The organism is Sphingomonas radiodurans, from assembly GCF_020866845.1.
Lineage (GTDB): Bacteria > Pseudomonadota > Alphaproteobacteria > Sphingomonadales > Sphingomonadaceae > Sphingomonas > Sphingomonas radiodurans.
In genome coordinates this window covers 3,020,368-3,034,774 of the sequence record NZ_CP086594.1, presented here as the reverse complement: position 1 = coordinate 3,034,774, position 14,407 = coordinate 3,020,368, and the positions used below count along the sequence as shown (strand labels likewise).

At 65.4% G+C, this 14,407-nt stretch carries 13 protein-coding genes; 5 read left to right on the top strand and 8 right to left on the bottom strand.

Annotation, left to right across the window (positions count from 1 at the left end):
- Window positions 1–40: 40 nt before the first annotated feature.
- The 5 genes from LLW23_RS14210 to tkt form a co-directional block, all read right to left on the bottom strand.
- Window positions 41–787, bottom strand: coding sequence for an HAD-IIB family hydrolase (locus LLW23_RS14210; protein WP_228946150.1), 747 nt, complete (start codon window positions 785–787; stop codon window positions 41–43).
- A complete protein-coding gene (locus LLW23_RS14205) occupies window positions 784–1,584 on the bottom strand; it encodes a Cof-type HAD-IIB family hydrolase (protein WP_228946149.1) in 801 nt (266 codons plus the stop codon). The genes LLW23_RS14210 and LLW23_RS14205 overlap by 4 nt, the downstream gene beginning before the upstream one ends.
- Before the next feature lie 10 nt (window positions 1,585–1,594).
- Window positions 1,595–2,581: a phosphogluconate dehydrogenase (NAD(+)-dependent, decarboxylating) gene (gnd, locus tag LLW23_RS14200; protein WP_228946148.1), complete on the bottom strand. Its 987-nt coding sequence runs from the start codon at window positions 2,579–2,581 to the stop codon at window positions 1,595–1,597.
- A gap of 98 nt (window positions 2,582–2,679) precedes the next feature.
- Window positions 2,680–3,789, bottom strand: coding sequence for a transaldolase (gene tal / locus LLW23_RS14195; protein ID WP_228946147.1), 1,110 nt, complete (start codon window positions 3,787–3,789; stop codon window positions 2,680–2,682).
- Window positions 3,790–3,813: 24 nt separating this feature from the next.
- Entirely contained in the window at window positions 3,814–5,883 is a 2,070-nt protein-coding gene (tkt, locus tag LLW23_RS14190) for a transketolase (RefSeq protein ID WP_228946146.1), read from the bottom strand.
- Between the two features lie 176 nt (window positions 5,884–6,059).
- On the opposite strand from tkt, the gene LLW23_RS14185 reads away from it, so the two are divergent.
- Window positions 6,060–6,776: a CPBP family intramembrane glutamic endopeptidase, BDIM_20840 family gene (locus LLW23_RS14185; protein ID WP_228946145.1), complete on the top strand. Its 717-nt coding sequence runs from the start codon at window positions 6,060–6,062 to the stop codon at window positions 6,774–6,776.
- Here LLW23_RS14185 and rpiA read toward each other — a convergent pair.
- Window positions 6,773–7,438 (bottom strand): ribose-5-phosphate isomerase RpiA, encoded by a 666-nt coding sequence (gene rpiA, locus LLW23_RS14180; protein WP_228946144.1) that lies wholly within the window; start codon window positions 7,436–7,438, stop codon window positions 6,773–6,775. The two genes, LLW23_RS14185 and rpiA, sit on opposite strands and share 4 nt — an antisense overlap.
- A gap of 41 nt (window positions 7,439–7,479) precedes the next feature.
- The gene (locus LLW23_RS14175) at window positions 7,480–8,373 is read right to left on the bottom strand and encodes a crotonase/enoyl-CoA hydratase family protein (protein ID WP_228946143.1); all 894 of its coding nucleotides are present in this window, start codon (window positions 8,371–8,373) and stop codon (window positions 7,480–7,482) included.
- A 251-nt stretch (window positions 8,374–8,624) separates the two neighbouring features.
- Between LLW23_RS14175 and LLW23_RS14170 the strand changes: the two genes are divergently transcribed.
- From LLW23_RS14170 to LLW23_RS14160, 3 genes are all read left to right on the top strand, one after another.
- Complete coding sequence (locus LLW23_RS14170; RefSeq protein ID WP_228946142.1) at window positions 8,625–9,074, top strand: MaoC family dehydratase; 450 nt, start codon at window positions 8,625–8,627, stop codon at window positions 9,072–9,074.
- A 146-nt stretch (window positions 9,075–9,220) separates the two neighbouring features.
- Window positions 9,221–10,399: an acetyl-CoA C-acyltransferase gene (locus LLW23_RS14165; protein WP_228946141.1), complete on the top strand. Its 1,179-nt coding sequence runs from the start codon at window positions 9,221–9,223 to the stop codon at window positions 10,397–10,399.
- A 351-nt stretch (window positions 10,400–10,750) separates the two neighbouring features.
- Window positions 10,751–11,227: a pyridoxamine 5'-phosphate oxidase family protein gene (locus tag LLW23_RS14160; RefSeq protein WP_228946140.1), complete on the top strand. Its 477-nt coding sequence runs from the start codon at window positions 10,751–10,753 to the stop codon at window positions 11,225–11,227.
- Between the two features lie 38 nt (window positions 11,228–11,265).
- Here the strand turns inward: LLW23_RS14160 and LLW23_RS14155 are convergent, their stop codons facing one another.
- Window positions 11,266–12,498 carry a polyhydroxyalkanoate depolymerase gene (locus LLW23_RS14155; RefSeq protein WP_228946139.1) on the bottom strand — a complete coding sequence of 411 codons (1,233 nt, stop codon included), beginning with the start codon at window positions 12,496–12,498 and terminating at the stop codon, window positions 11,266–11,268.
- A gap of 123 nt (window positions 12,499–12,621) precedes the next feature.
- Between LLW23_RS14155 and LLW23_RS14150 the strand changes: the two genes are divergently transcribed.
- Window positions 12,622–14,400 carry an ABC transporter transmembrane domain-containing protein gene (locus tag LLW23_RS14150; protein ID WP_228946138.1) on the top strand — a complete coding sequence of 593 codons (1,779 nt, stop codon included), beginning with the start codon at window positions 12,622–12,624 and terminating at the stop codon, window positions 14,398–14,400.
- The last annotated feature ends 7 nt before the right edge of the window (window positions 14,401–14,407 follow it).

Below are 14,407 nucleotides of genomic sequence, written 5' to 3'. Positions count from 1 at the left end.
CTTGGGGCCGGGGCGACGGGGTTGGTGGTGAGCGTCGGTATTATTTCTGGCAGGCGACGATTGCGGCGATGACGCTGAGCGTTTCCTTCGGGTCGCGCACGCGCACCGTATCGAGGCCGAGTTCCTTGGCGGGATAGTCGTTACCGCCGGGGAAGATCGCGTCGCCGATGAACATCATCGCATCGAGCGCGATGCCGCTTTCGTCGCGAAGGCGCTTCAAGCCATAGGCCTTGTCGACGCCTTCCTGCGTGATGTCGATCGAGGTGGCGCCGCCCATGTTGATCGAGAGGCCCGGCAGACGCTGTTTGAGATCGGCCTGGATCACCTTGCGCTTGGCGAAATCGGGATCCCAGCTTTCCTTGGCGTGGATCGGCGCTTGCTGGCCGAGCGCGGAGAAGGTGATCTGGCTGCCGCGATCCTCGATCCGCTCGCCCCAGGTTTCTTCGGGGACGAAGCCGGTCGCTTCGAGGGACTCGTCGAACGCCTTGAGGATCTTGGCTTTCTGTTCGTCGGTGAAGAGTTCGGCGTAGACCGAGCCCCACTTGTCGTCGCGCCAAGTGAACAGCTTCGTGCCGGTGGTGGGCATCAGCCACAGCTTCGCGCGGTCGGCGCGCTCGGGCAGGCGCGAGGCGACCTGCTTGTCGAACTGCGGCCAATCGCCGCCCGAGATCACCGCGACATGCGCGACGCCGAGCAGATCGGCCAGCGCCTCGCCCATATCCTCCTGGATCGCCTGCTTGCTCTCGGCGAGCGTTCCATCGAGATCGAAGGCGACCAACTGCTTCACATCATTCTCCCCAGGATGAATTTATCGATCGCGTGCGCGACACCGTCCGCGTCGTTGCCGAGCGTGACGTCGGCGGCCTTGGCCTTCACCGCGTCGGTAGCGTTGCCCATCGCAATGGCGCGGCCGGCGCGGGCGAACATCGCGAGATCGTTTGCCTGATCGCCGATCGCGATCGTGCGGTCGAGCGGCACGCCCATCGCGTGCGCCAGCGTCGCGATGCCATCGCCCTTGTTGGCGGCGGTGGCGGTGACGTCGAGATAATAGGTTTGTGACTTGCCGATCGTCGCGCGGCCCTCGAACTGCGCGATCGCGGCATCGTAGAGCCCGTCGAGCACCGCGGGCTCGTCGCTGACGAAGGTGATCTTGTCGGCGCGATCGAGCAGATCGGCGAAGTCGGCGCGGATCACCGGCTCCTGATCGGACGAGACGCGCTCGCTGGGAACGTGCTCGCCTTCCGCGCTGGAGGCGAACCATTGATCGTCGGCGAAGACCCAGATGTCGACCGGTACGTCATGCGCCAGCTCGATCACGCCGCGCGCGACTACGGCTTCGACGGTGTGGTGACACAGCACCGTCCCGTCGCGCCGAAATACGATGCCGCCATTGAACGCACCCATCGGCGTATCGAGCGCGAGCGCGTCGGCGACCGGCGCTAGGCCCGACCGTGGCCGGGCACTGATGATCGTGAAGCCGATCCCTGCCTCCTGCAGCCGCTTCACGGCGGCGATCGTCGGCGCGGTCACCTGCTTGTTCTTGTCGACGAGCGTGCCATCGACATCGCATACGACGAGCGTCATGCGGGCACACTCATTGTGGGATCTCGACGTGGCCGCCAAAGCCGTAGCGCATGGCGGAGAGCAATTTGTCGCCGAACATGTCGTCGATCCGACTGCGATAGCGGGCATATAGCGCGGTAGTGAGCACCGATGCCGGCGTCGCTTGCTCCATCGCGGCCTGGATCGTCCACTGACCCTCGCCCGAATCGGCGACGCTGCCGGAGAATTGCGCCAGCTTCTGATCCTTCGCGAGCGCGGCGGCGGTGAGATCGAGCAGCCACGACGAAATCACCGAGCCGCGCCGCCAGACTTCAGCGATGTCGGTGAGGTTGAAATCGAAGCGTTCCTCTTCGGGCAAATGATCGACGTTGCGGCCCCACAATATGTCGAAACCCTCGGCATAGGCCTGCATCAACCCGTATTCGATGCCGTTATGGACCATCTTCACGAAATGCCCGGCCCCTGCCCGGCCGGCGTGGATATAGCCCTTCTCGGCGCGCGCATCCTCGTTCTCGCCATTGCGGTCGGGCGTGCGCGCCACCGAGCCGATACCGGGCGCGAGCGTATCGAAGATCGGATCGAGCAGATCGACCGTCTCCTTGTCGCCGCCGATCATCATGCAATAGCCGCGCTCCAGCCCCCAGACGCCGCCCGAGGTGCCGACGTCGACGTAATGGACGCCCTTCTCGCTGAGCGCCTTTGCGCGGCGAACGTCATCCTTCCAGAAGGTGTTGCCGCCATCGATGATGATGTCGCCGGCAACGCAATCCTGCGCGCTCAGGTCGCGGATCGTATCTTCGGTCGGGGCGCCGGCGGGAAGCATGATCCAGTAGATCGCGGGCGTATCGAGCTTGCCCTTCATGTCGGCGGGTGAACTGGCGGCGATCGCGCCTTCGCCGGCGAGCGTCGTCACCGCCTCTTCATTGCGATCCCAGACGACGACTTCATGCCCGCCGCGCATCAGCCGCCGCGCGATGTTGCCGCCCATGCGGCCGAGGCCGATGATGCCGATCTTCATATCGAGGAACTCCCTAGAGCCATTCGGGGTGCGGCTGACGAAGCCCCGGCCCGGTCACTTTGTTCCGGAAGCGACACGGAAAGCCAGCGTTTCGCGGATCAAGCCTCCGCCGGATGCTTCACGGCGATCGAAGCGAGCAGTTCGTCGAACGACTTGGAGAAGGAGGCGACGCCCTCTTCGACCAACGTATCGGTCACCTCGCCAAGATCGAGCCCGAGCCGCTCGACGTCCGCCAGCACCTGCCGCGCGGCATCGACCTCCTTGTCGAGCGTGACCGCGGCGGTGCCGCGCTCGCGAAACGCGTCGAGCGTCTTGGGCGGCATGGTGTTCACCGTGTCCGCCCCGATCAACGTGTCGACGTATAGCGTGTCAGGGAAATCGGGGTTCTTGGTACCGGTCGAGGCCCACAACAGCCGTTGCGGCTGCGCGCCCTTCGCGGCGAGCGCCTGCCAGCGATCGGACGCGATGAAATCCTGATACCAGGCATAAGCGAGCTTCGCATTGGCGATGGCGACCTTGCCCTTCAACGCCTTCGCTTCGTCACCGCCGACGCCGGCGTCGATCTTCTCGTCGATCTTGGCGTCGATGCGGCTGATGAAGAAGCTGGCGACGCTCGCGATGCGGTCGATCGGCTCGCCGCGCGCCACGCGCTGCTCGAGCCCCGCGACATAGGCCAGCGCCACCGTCTCGTACGACGCCTGCGAGAAGAGCAGCGTCACGTTGACGTTGATCCCGGCCGCGATCGTTGCTGAGATCGCGGGAGCGCCCGCAGGGGTGCCGGGGATCTTGATCATCAGGTTCGACCGATCCACTGCGGCCCACAGTTTCTGCGCCTCGGCGATCGTCGCATCGGTGTCGTTGGCGAGATAGGGCGACACCTCAAGGCTGACATAGCCATCCTTGCCGTCGAGCCGCTCGTAGACCGGCGCGAGTGTCTCCGCCGCGGCCTTGATGTCCTGGATCGCGAGATGTTCGTACCGATCCATCGTCGCCGCGCCTGGGTTTTCCTTGTCGAACGCCGCAAGCGTGCCGTCATAGGCCGTGCCCTCGCCCATCGCCTTCTGGAAGATCGTCGGGTTCGACGTGACGCCGGTCACGCCGTCCTCCTCGACCAGCGCCTTGAGCCCGCCGGCCTCAAGGAACTTGCGGTCGACGAAATCGAGCCACACCGCCTGGCCGAGGCCCGCGAGATCATTGAGCTTGCCCATCTTCTTACGTCTCCAGTTGGTCGATCAACGACCCATCACGTCCTTGGCCACCTGGACGACCTTGTCCGGGGTGAAGCCGTATTTGTCCGCGAGCTTGGCGATCGGCGCCGAGGCGCCGAAGGTCGACATGGTGATCGTCTGGCCCTTCAGCCCGACGTAGCGATCCCAGCCGATCTCACCCGCCATCTCGATCGCAACCCGAGCGCTGACGGCGGCGGGCAGAACGCTTTCCTTGTACTCCGCCGACTGCTTTTCGAAGCGATACCAGCTCGGCAGCGAGACGACGCGGCTCTTGATGCCTTCGCCGACCAGCTTCTCGTGCGCTTCGATCGCGAGGCTCACTTCGCTGCCGGTGGCGATCAGGATCACGTCGGGCGTGCCGTCGCTGTCGGCGAGCACATAGCCGCCCTGCTTCACGCCATCGGCGCTCGCGTACTTGCTACGGTCGAGCGTCGGCAGCGCCTGGCGCGACAGGACCAGCGCGGCGGGCTGATGCCCGTCCTCGATGATGCAGCGCCAGGCGGCGGCGACTTCGTTCGAATCGCCCGGGCGGATCGTGTCGAGGCCGGGGGTCGCGCGCATCATCGCGATCTGCTCGATCGGCTGGTGCGTCGGGCCGTCCTCGCCCACGCCGATCGAATCGTGCGTGAATACCCAAGTTGTGCCGAGCTCCATTAGCGCCGACAACCGCACCGGCGGTCGCATGTAATCGAGGAAGACAAGGAAGGTGCTGCCGTAGCTGCGCAGCCCCGACAGCGCCATGCCGTTGACGACCGAACCCATGGCGTGTTCGCGCACGCCGAAGTGGAAGTTGCGCCCGGCGTAATTGTTCGCCGAGAACGATGCCTCGCCCTTGATGTCGGTCTTGGTCGACGGCGCGAGATCGGCCGAGCCGCCGATCAGCCACGGCATCTTCTTGGCGATCGCGTTCAGCACCTTGCCGCTCGCATCGCGGCTGGCGAGGCCCTTGGCGTCGGTCTCGAAGCTCGGGATGTCCGAGTCCCAACCCTCGGGAAGCGCGCCCGACAGGATCGCATCGACTTCCGCGGCAAGCTCGGGATGCTCGGTGCGATACTTCGCGAGTGTTTCTTCCCAAGCCTCGCGCAGCGGCGCGGCGCGATCGATCATCGACTGGGCGAAATGCTCCTGCACGCCATCGGGCACGTAGAAGCTCTTATCCTCGGGCCAGCCATAGGCCTGCTTGGTGAGGCGGACATTCTCTTCGCCCAACGCCTCGCCATGCGCCTTCTCGCTGCCGGCGCGCGGGCTGCCCCAGCCGATCACTGAATGGACGATGATCAGCGTCGGGCGATCAGTGGCGGCGCGGAACGTGTCGAACGCGGCAGTCAGCGCGGCCACGTCGTTCGCATCATCGACGTGGACGACGTTCCAGCCGTACGCGTCGAAGCGCATGCCGACATCTTCGTCAAACGCGAGATCGGTGCCGCCCTCGATTGAGATGTGGTTGCTGTCGTAGATCCAGCAAAGGTTCGACAGCTTGAGGTGGCCGGCGAGGCTGGCCGCCTCCGCCGCGACGCCTTCCATCATGTCGCCGTCACCGCACAGCGCATAGACATCGTGATCGAACAGCGTCGCGCCCGGCTGGTTGTAGCGCGCCGCCATCCAGCGCTCGGCGATCGCCATGCCGACCGAATTGCCGCAGCCCTGCCCGAGCGGCCCGGTCGTCGTCTCGACGCCGACGGTGTGGCTGTACTCGGGGTGACCGGGCGTCTTCGAGCTGAGCTGGCGGAACTGCTTGATGTCGTCGAGGCTAACCGCGGGTGCGCCATCGGGCTGCTTTACGCCGGCGAGGTGCAGCAGCGAGTAGAGCAGCATCGACGCGTGGCCGACCGACAGGATGAAGCGATCGCGGTTGGGCCAGTGCGCGTGATTGGGATCGTAGCGCAGAAACTTGGTCCACAGCGTCCAGCCGACCGGGGCCAGCGCCATCGGCGTGCCGGGGTGGCCCGAGTTTGCGGCCTGCACGGCATCCATCGACAGTGTGCGGATCGTATCGATGGCGAGCCGCTCGGGCGAGCCATCCTCGTGAAGGCCGTCGGTGTCTGCCGGCGCAGTGGTAGCGTTATCAGTCATCGAAGCCCTCATCGGATTATTGGTCGAACGCGCGGGTCGATGCCCGGTTGCCGAGTCAGCGCTCCTCTAATCACTTGGGCTGCGGTGTTCCAGTCGCGTAACGTTTCCGCGCGTAAAGCGGGCGTACAGGATCGCTGTTTCAGCATGTCCCTCGCGGAATTAATGGGGAAAGCGGGATGGACGGCCTGGTTTCGATCGCGTGCATTGTCGCGATGCTGTTCGCGGCGGGCGGCGTGATCGCGCTGGTGCGGCCAGGCAGCGTCGACTGGCGCTGGCTCGCCATCGCCGCAGGGCTGGTCATCCTCAACGACGCGCTGCTGACCCGCGGCTATGGGCTGCTGCCCGAGCTGGTTCCGGACGCGCGATGGAACTGGCAGGGCAAGCTGCTGGCGCTGGCGGCGACGCTGGGCATCGCTGCGCTGCCGGCGTTCGGCTGGCGACACGCCGGCATCACGCTGCGGCAGGCGCGGGGTAGCTTGCTTTCAGCGGTGCCGGTCGTGCTCGTCTATTGTGGCTTCTTCCTCGCCATCGCGCTCGCTTTCCCTGACGACCCTCCATCGCGCGAGACGATCGCTTTTCAGCTGACCATGCCGGGGCTGGAGGAGGAGATTTTCTATCGCGGGCTGCTGCTGCTGGCGCTTGATCGGGCGTTCCTTTCGCGGGTGCGCTGGCTGGGGGTCGACTGGGGGTGGGGCGCGATCGTGTCGTGCGCGCTGTTCGGGCTCGCGCACGCGTTCGGCTATGCGGACGGCAGCCTGTCGTTCGACCCGATCGTCATGGCGCTGACCGCCGTGCCGTCGCTGATCGCTGTCTGGTTGCGGTTGCGGACCGGAAGCGTGGCGATGCCGATCGTGCTGCACAATTTCGGCAATGCGATCGGGCTGCTGGTTTAAGGTCGCTTCAGTCGCGTGACCACGCCGCGCGACGCGATGTACGCCGCGTCGACTTCGTCGAGGAACAGGCCATGGCCGAGCGCGCCGGGGATGGCGTCGATCGCGGCGGCGAGCGCGCGAGGATCGGGCATTGCGGCGAAGCGGCAGTCGGCGACGAGATTGCCGTTGTCAGTCTCGTAATCGGGCCTGACGGTGACCGTCGCGCCCAAGATTTCGAGTTGCGCGACGACGAAGGCGCGGGCGAAGGGCAGCACCTCGACCGGGAGCTTTGCGGCGCCGATCGCCGCCACGTGCTTCGATCCGTCGGCGATGACGATCATGCGGCGCGCCGCGGCGGCGACGGCTTTCTCGCGCAGCATCGCGCCGCCGGCGCCCTTGATCGCCCAAAGCCGCGCATCGACCTCGTCGGCGCCGTCGATCGCGAGGTCGAGCGTGGCGAAGTCAGCGAAATCGCGCACCACGATTCCCGCCGCGAACGCCGCGTGGGCGCTCGCCTCGCTGGTCGCGACAGCCTGGATGTGAAGGCCGTCAGCGATGCGCGCGGCGAGCGCGGCGATGGCGAAGGCGGCGGTCGAGCCCGTGCCGAGCCCGACCACCATCCCGTCGCGCACCTCCGCGACGGCGGCTTGTGCAGCGAGGCGCTTGTCGTCATCGATCGTCATGGCGAGCGGTTGTAGGCGCTCGTCGGATCGATGTCGCGGTATCAGCCGTACTTCTGCTCATCCCACCACGGGAAATAATCCGGCATGTCGGCCGATACCTTGTCCGGATACGTCGGCTGGCGCTTCTCGAGGAACGAGGTGACCCCCTCCTTCGCATCGCCCGAGCGGCCGCGCGACAGGATCGCGCGGCTGTCGATCTTGTGCGCGTCCATCGGGTGGCTCATCCCCAGCCCACGCCACAGCATCTGCCGCGTCAGGGCGACCGACACGGGCGCGGTGTTGTCGGCGATTTCGCGGGCGAGCGCAGTGGCGGTCGCGATCAGGTCGGCGGCGGGCACGACCTGCTTCACCAATTTGCCGTTAAGCGCCTCCTGCGCATCGAACACGCGGCCCGAATAGCACCATTCGAGCGCCTGGCTGATCCCCACGACGCGCGGCAGGAAGAAGCTTGATGCCGCCTCGGGCACGATGCCGCGGCGCGCGAAGACGAAGCCGAAGCGCGCGGCGTCGCTGGCGATGCGTATGTCCATCGCGAGCTGCATCGTCGATCCGATGCCCACCGCCGGGCCATTCACCGCCGCGATCACTGGCTTCAGGCATTCGAAGATGCGCAGCGTCAGGCGGCCACCGCCGTCGCGTGCCTCTTCCATCTCGTAGCTCAATTCGCCGGTGCCGCTGCCCTTATCGGGGCGGTCGGTGCGCTTGTCATAGTCGAACGTCTTTGCGCCCGCGGACAGGTCGGCGCCGGCGCAGAAGCCGCGGCCCGCGCCAGTGACGATGACGCAGCGCACGTTGTCGTCGGCGTCGATCTGGTCGAACGCGTCGATCATCTCGGTCATCATCGTGCCGGTGAAGGCGTTGAGTTTCTCGGGCCGGTTCAGTGTGATCGTCGCGATCCCGTCCGCCACGTCGTAGATGATCTGCTCGTAAGCCAAGCTGCCTCTCCCAAATCGCCGCCACTGTTGCGGCCGTTGGCGCACCATAACATTATTTATGGTGGCGCGCGCAAGCGGCGCGCTGGCCCGAAAGCGTTTTAGAAGATCAGGTTCGCTGCGGGCGCCGCGATGCTGCTCATGCAATGCCGGTTTTTCCAGCTTTCGGTCGAGTGGGGTTGCGAGCACGCGGGGGCCGCGCGTACAGGGGCGCGGAGCCCACGAACGGGGGTGAACAGCCAAGGGGAAACCTCATGACGGCAGACGAGATGAAGGCTTCGATCGGCACCGAAAGCGTGTCCGAATGGGTCGAAGTGACGCAGGAGATGATCAACAAGTTCGCCGATGCGACGGGCGATCATCAGTTCATCCACATCGATCCGGTGCGCGCCGCGCAGACGCCGTTCGGCACGACGATCGCGCACGGTTTCCTCACGCTGTCGCTGCTGCCACTGCTGTCGGCGAAGAACCCGGACATGCCGCGGCTCGACGGCGTGAAGATGGGCGTGAACTATGGCGGCAACAAAGTGCGCTTCCTGGCGCCGGTGCCGTCGGGTTCGAAGGTGCGCGGCCGTTCGAAGCTCACCGAGTTCGAGGAAAAGCGCCCCGGCCAGTATCAGTTCACCACCGAGACGACGATCGAGATCGAAGGCTCCGAAAAGCCGGCGATGATCGCCGAGTGGATCACGCAGGTTTTTGCGTGAACGATTCCCCTCCCGCTTGCGGGAGGGGTTAGGGGGAGGGCCTGTCCGCACGTGACGCCTTCCCTTCAACAGACATCCCCTCCCCCGACCCCTCCCGCAAGCGGGAGAGGAGCAAGAAATGGGGGAATTAGAAGGACAACACACTCATGCGTTCTGCCGTCATTGTTTCTACCGCCCGCACGCCGATCGGCCGCGCCTATCGCGGTGCGTTCAACAACATGCTCTCGCCCACGCTCGCGAGCCACGCGATCAAGGCCGCCGTCGAGCGCGCCGGGATCGACGGCGCCGAGGTGCAGGATCTCGTGATGGGCTCCGCGCTGCAGCAGGGCGCCCAGGCGACCAATATCGCGCGCACCTCGCTGCTGCGCGCTGGCCTCCCCACGTCGGTATCGGGCATGTCGCTCGATCGCCAGTGCGCCTCGGGGCTGATGGCGATCGCCACCGCAGCCAAGCAGATCGTGGTCGACAACATGGACGTCGCGATCGGCGCGGGCATGGATTCGATCAGCATCGTGCAGACGCCGCAGATGCGCGTGCAGCCCGACCCCGAGCTCGTGGCGATGCACAAGGACATCTACATGCCGATGCTGCAGACCGCGGAGATGGTCGCCACGCGCTATGGCATCAGCCGCGATGCGCAGGACGAATATGGCTATCAGAGCCAGATGCGCACCGCCGCCGCGCAGGCCGCGGGCAAGTTTGACGACGAGATCGTCGCGGTGACCGCCAACATGGCAGTGGTGAACAAGGAGACGAAGGAAGTCTCGTACAAGGAAGTCACGCTGTCGAAGGACGAGGGCAATCGCGCGGATACGACGCTTGAGGGCCTGAAGTCGCTCAAGCCGGTACTTGGGCCGGATCTCAACATCACCGCCGGCAACGCGTCGCAGCTGTCGGACGGCGCATCGGCGAGTGTGCTTATGGAAGAGAAGGTCGCGATCGCGAAGGGGCTGACGCCGCTTGGCCGCTATGTCGGCATGGCGGTGGCGGGCACCGAGCCCGACGAGATGGGCATCGGGCCGGTGTTCGCGATCCCCAAGTTGCTCGAACGGTTCGGGCTGAGCGTCGGCGACATTGGCCTGTGGGAGCTGAACGAGGCGTTCGCGGTGCAGGTGATCTATTGCCGCGACAAGCTGGGTATCTCGAACGATTTGCTCAACGTGAATGGCGGGGCGATCTCGATCGGCCATCCGTACGGCATGTCGGGCGCGCGGATGACTGGCCATGCGCTGATCGAGGGCAAGCGCCGCGGCGCGAAGTACGTCGTCGTGACGATGTGCGTCGGCGGCGGCATGGGCGCAGCCGGGTTGTTCGAGGTGCTGTAAGGTTGAAATTTTACGCCGGACCGCGTAACTAAACCATCGGCGTAGACATAGGCGCCTTACCGAGCCCCGACCGCTGCTACGGTCGGGGCTCATTTCGTTTGGGGCCCGTGCTGCTACACGAGCCCCGCCCGGCACCCTACTTCCTGCTGGCTTCAATTACCTTCACGACCAAGGTCGCGAAGGCGATCAATACCGTCAGAAAGAGGCACAGTTCGGCGAACGACATAGTTGCACCTTACCGTGATGGCAGCGGGATTGCTGCCGACATCAATGATGTCATTGGGATATCACCCGCGCAACCAACCCCGCCTCCCCTCGTTCTGCGGACTGATCTAAAGCAGGAGAGCACAAATGGCCGATCACGACAGCCCGCAGGAAGTCGCCGAAACCTTCCTCAAGAAGCTTGAGGACAGCCCGTTCATCATGATCGGTCTGAACGACGGCAACCATTCCGAGCCAATGAACGTGAAGCTCGACGACGAGCAGCCCAACACGCTGTTCATCTTCTCCGCGCACGACAATCGCATCGCCAAGGGCGGCGAGGCGATGGCGCAGTTCGTGGGCAAGGGACATGATTTCTTCGCGTGCCTTGCCGGCCGCGTGTCGGAAGAGACCAGCGCGGCGACGATCGACAAGCTCTGGGACAACAGCGTCGAGGCGTGGTTCCCGAACGGCAAGGCCGAAGCGCGGCTCAATCGCTTCGACATCACCTCGGCTGAACTCTGGGAGACCGATGTCGCGATCAGCGGACGGCTGAAGATGCTGTTCGGCGGGACGATCCACGGATCGGAATCGTCGAGCCACGCGGTGGTCGACTCGCTCGCCTAAGCCAGAAATCCGGCGCCGCTCGATCGGGCGGCGCCGGATCAATCGTGCGCGGTGATCCAGTCTTCGAGCACCGGGGCGATGTGATCGCGCCACTTCGATCCGTTGAAGATGCCATAATGGCCAACGCCTTCGGCCATGTAATATTTCTTCTTATCGGCCGGCAGGTTGCGCGCGAGCGATAGCGCCGCCTTCGTCTGGCCTAGCCCCGAGATATCGTCGCGCTCGCCCTCGATCGCGAGGATGCCAATGTCGGTGATCGTGGCCGGATCGATCGGCCTGCCGCGGTGCATCATCGTTCCATTCGGTAGCGCGTGCGTCTGAAAAACAAGATCGACCGTCTGGAGATAGAATTCTGCAGTCATGTCGCACACCGCGCGATATTCGTCGTAGAAATCCTTGGTCAGATCGGCGCTTTCGCCGTCGCCGGCGACGAGATGTTTGAACATCTCCCAATGGCTCATCATGTGATTGCCGAGGTTCATCGACATGAACCCGGTGAGCTGCAGGAAGCCCGGATAGACTTTCCGCCCGGCGCCCGGATACGTCATCGGTACGGTGGCGATCACATTCTGTTGGAACCAGGCGTGCGGGCGCTGCGTGGCAAGTTGGTTCACCGCAGTGGGCGCCTCGCGCGTGTCGATCGGGCCGCCCATCATCGTCAGCGTCTTGGGGCGGCAGGGATGCTTTTGCGCGCTCATCAGGCAGGCGGTGGCATAAGCGGGCACCGACGGCTGGCAGACCGCGAGCATGTGCGCCCCGCCCTTCTCGCCATCCGCGCCGATCGCTTCGAGGAAGGCGACGAGATAATCGACGTAATCGTCGAGATCGAAGCGCCCCTCGCTGGTCGGCACCAGCTTCGCGTCGCGCCAATCGGTAATGTAGACGTCGGCGAAGGGCAGCATCCGTTCGACCGTGCCGCGCAGAAGCGTTGCATAATGGCCCGACATCGGGGCGACGATCAGTAGCCGCGGGCCGCCTTCGATGCCCTCACGCGAGAAGCGCTTGAGCTGGCCGAACGGCTTTTGCAGCACGATCTGCTCGTGCACCGCGACCTCGCGGCCATTCACCGTCGTGTGATCGAGCCCGAAGGCGGGCTTCCCGCGTACCGCAGCCGCGTGCGCGAATACCTCGAGTGCAGATGCCATGACCTGACCGCCGCCGAGATAGGCGAACGGGTTTGCCGGGTTCTGCAACATCCCTGCGCCGAAATTGGCCATTGCGCCTGCGCTGGCGAGCATCGAACGCTGAAATTCATAGGCGTCGTAGAGCATCGGGTATCCTGACGAATGAACGTTGCTCTGCGTAGACCAACATGGTGCATTGCACAACGCGGGCACCCGGCGGATGTAGTCGCGGGCGTTGAGCCGCCACGCCGCCGCTGCTAGACGCGCGGCATGGCAACAAGCGCGGCGAACGAGCCACCCACCAGCCGCCGGATCGGCAATCTCGCGCTCGTGTGGGAACACGCCAAGCGATACCCGGGGCAGATCGCCGCAGCTTGGGTCGCATTGGCGATCACATCCGGCGCGACGATCGCGATTCCGTACAGCTTCAAGCGGATCATCGATCGCGGCTTCATGTCCGGCGGTGGCGAGGCGGTTGCGAGCGCGTTTCATTACATGCTCATGATCGTCGTCGTGCTGGCGATCGGGACGGCGGTACGCTTCTATTTCGTGTCGTGGCTCGGCGAACGCGTCGTGGCCGACATCCGGTCGACCGTTCAGCGCCATTTGCTGACGCTAAGCCCGCGCTTCTTCGAGGAGAACCGTCCGTCTGAGATCGCCTCGCGGATGACCGCGGATACGTCGCAGATCGATACGGTCGTCGGCACCACCGTCTCCGTCGCGCTGCGCAATGCGTTCACCGGGATCGGGGGGCTGATCTACCTCTTCACCATCTCGCCCAAGCTCGCCGGCATGCTGGTGCTGGGCATTCCGCTGATCATCCTGCCGATCATGCTGCTCGGGCGGCGCGTGCGGACCTATTCGCGCACGTCGCAGGATCGCATTGCCGATGTCGGCGCGATGGTGACCGAGACGCTCGGGGCGATGAAGATCGTCCAGGCGTTCGGGCAGGAAGGGCGCGAGAGCCAGCGTTTCTCGGGCGCGGTCGAGGCGACGATGGTGGCGGCACAGCGGCGCATCCTGCTGCGCGCGGTGATGACGGCGATCGTCATCGGGCTGATCTTCGGATCGATCACGCTGGTGCTGTGGGAGGGCGCGACCGACGTTGCCGCCGGGGAAATCTCGGGCGGATCGATCGCGGCGTTCGTGCTGACCGGCGGCATCGTCGCCGGTGCGTTCGGGGCGCTGACCGAAGTCTATGGCGAGCTGCTGCGCGGCGCAGGCGCGGCCGGGCGGCTGGCCGAATTGCTGTCCGAGACACCCGAGATCGCCGCCCCGCCGCTCGCCGTGGCGCTGCCGCAGCCGGCGCGCGGCGCGGTGACGTTCGAGCATGTCCTGTTCCGCTACCCGACGCGGCGCGACACGGCAGCGCTGCACGATTTTTCGCTGTCGATCGCGCCGGGCGAGACGGTGGCGGTGGTCGGCCCATCGGGGGCGGGCAAAACGACGCTGTTCCAGCTGCTCCAGCGCTTCTACGATCCTGAGTCTGGCCGCGTGCTGATCGATGGCGTGAACTTGCGCGATGCCGATCCTGCCGCGGTGCGCGCGCGGATCGCGATGGTGCCGCAGGAGACGGTGATCTTCGGCGCTTCTGCGCGCGACAATCTGCGCTACGGCCGCTGGGATGCGGACGACGCCGCACTGTGGGCGGCAGCGGAAGCGGCCAATGCCGCGACCTTCCTGCGCGCGCTACCCGAGGGGCTCGACACGTTCCTGGGCGAAGGCGGTGCGCGGCTGTCGGGCGGGCAACGCCAGCGCGTGGCGATCGCGCGTGCGCTGCTGCGCCAGGCGCCGATCCTGCTGCTGGACGAAGCGACCAGTGCGCTCGATGCCGAGAGCGAGCGGCTGGTGCAGGAGGCGCTCGAGCGGCTGATGGCAGACCGCACGACGCTGGTGATCGCACATCGGCTGGCGACCGTCCGTGCCGCCGATCGTATCGTCGTGATGGACGAGGGACGCATCGTCGAGCAGGGTACGCATGCGGCGCTGATGGCGCGCAGCGGCTTGTATGCACGACTAGCCAGCCTGCAGTTCAGCGAAGCGGCATAAGGGAGAG

Coding starts and splice junctions, on each gene's coding strand:
- LLW23_RS14160 (WP_228946140.1), top strand. CDS start 10,751: ATGGCCGATCACGACAGCCCGCAGGAAGTCGCCGAAACCTTCCTCAAG.
- LLW23_RS14155 (WP_228946139.1), bottom strand. CDS start 12,498: ATGCTCTACGACGCCTATGAATTTCAGCGTTCGATGCTCGCCAGCGCA.
- LLW23_RS14170 (WP_228946142.1), top strand. CDS start 8,625: ATGACGGCAGACGAGATGAAGGCTTCGATCGGCACCGAAAGCGTGTCC.
- LLW23_RS14205 (WP_228946149.1), bottom strand. CDS start 1,584: ATGACGCTCGTCGTATGCGATGTCGATGGCACGCTCGTCGACAAGAAC.
- LLW23_RS14185 (WP_228946145.1), top strand. CDS start 6,060: ATGGACGGCCTGGTTTCGATCGCGTGCATTGTCGCGATGCTGTTCGCG.
- gnd (WP_228946148.1), bottom strand. CDS start 2,581: ATGAAGATCGGCATCATCGGCCTCGGCCGCATGGGCGGCAACATCGCG.
- tkt (WP_228946146.1), bottom strand. CDS start 5,883: ATGACTGATAACGCTACCACTGCGCCGGCAGACACCGACGGCCTTCAC.
- tal (WP_228946147.1), bottom strand. CDS start 3,789: ATGGGCAAGCTCAATGATCTCGCGGGCCTCGGCCAGGCGGTGTGGCTC.
- LLW23_RS14150 (WP_228946138.1), top strand. CDS start 12,622: ATGGCAACAAGCGCGGCGAACGAGCCACCCACCAGCCGCCGGATCGGC.
- LLW23_RS14165 (WP_228946141.1), top strand. CDS start 9,221: ATGCGTTCTGCCGTCATTGTTTCTACCGCCCGCACGCCGATCGGCCGC.
- rpiA (WP_228946144.1), bottom strand. CDS start 7,438: ATGACGATCGATGACGACAAGCGCCTCGCTGCACAAGCCGCCGTCGCG.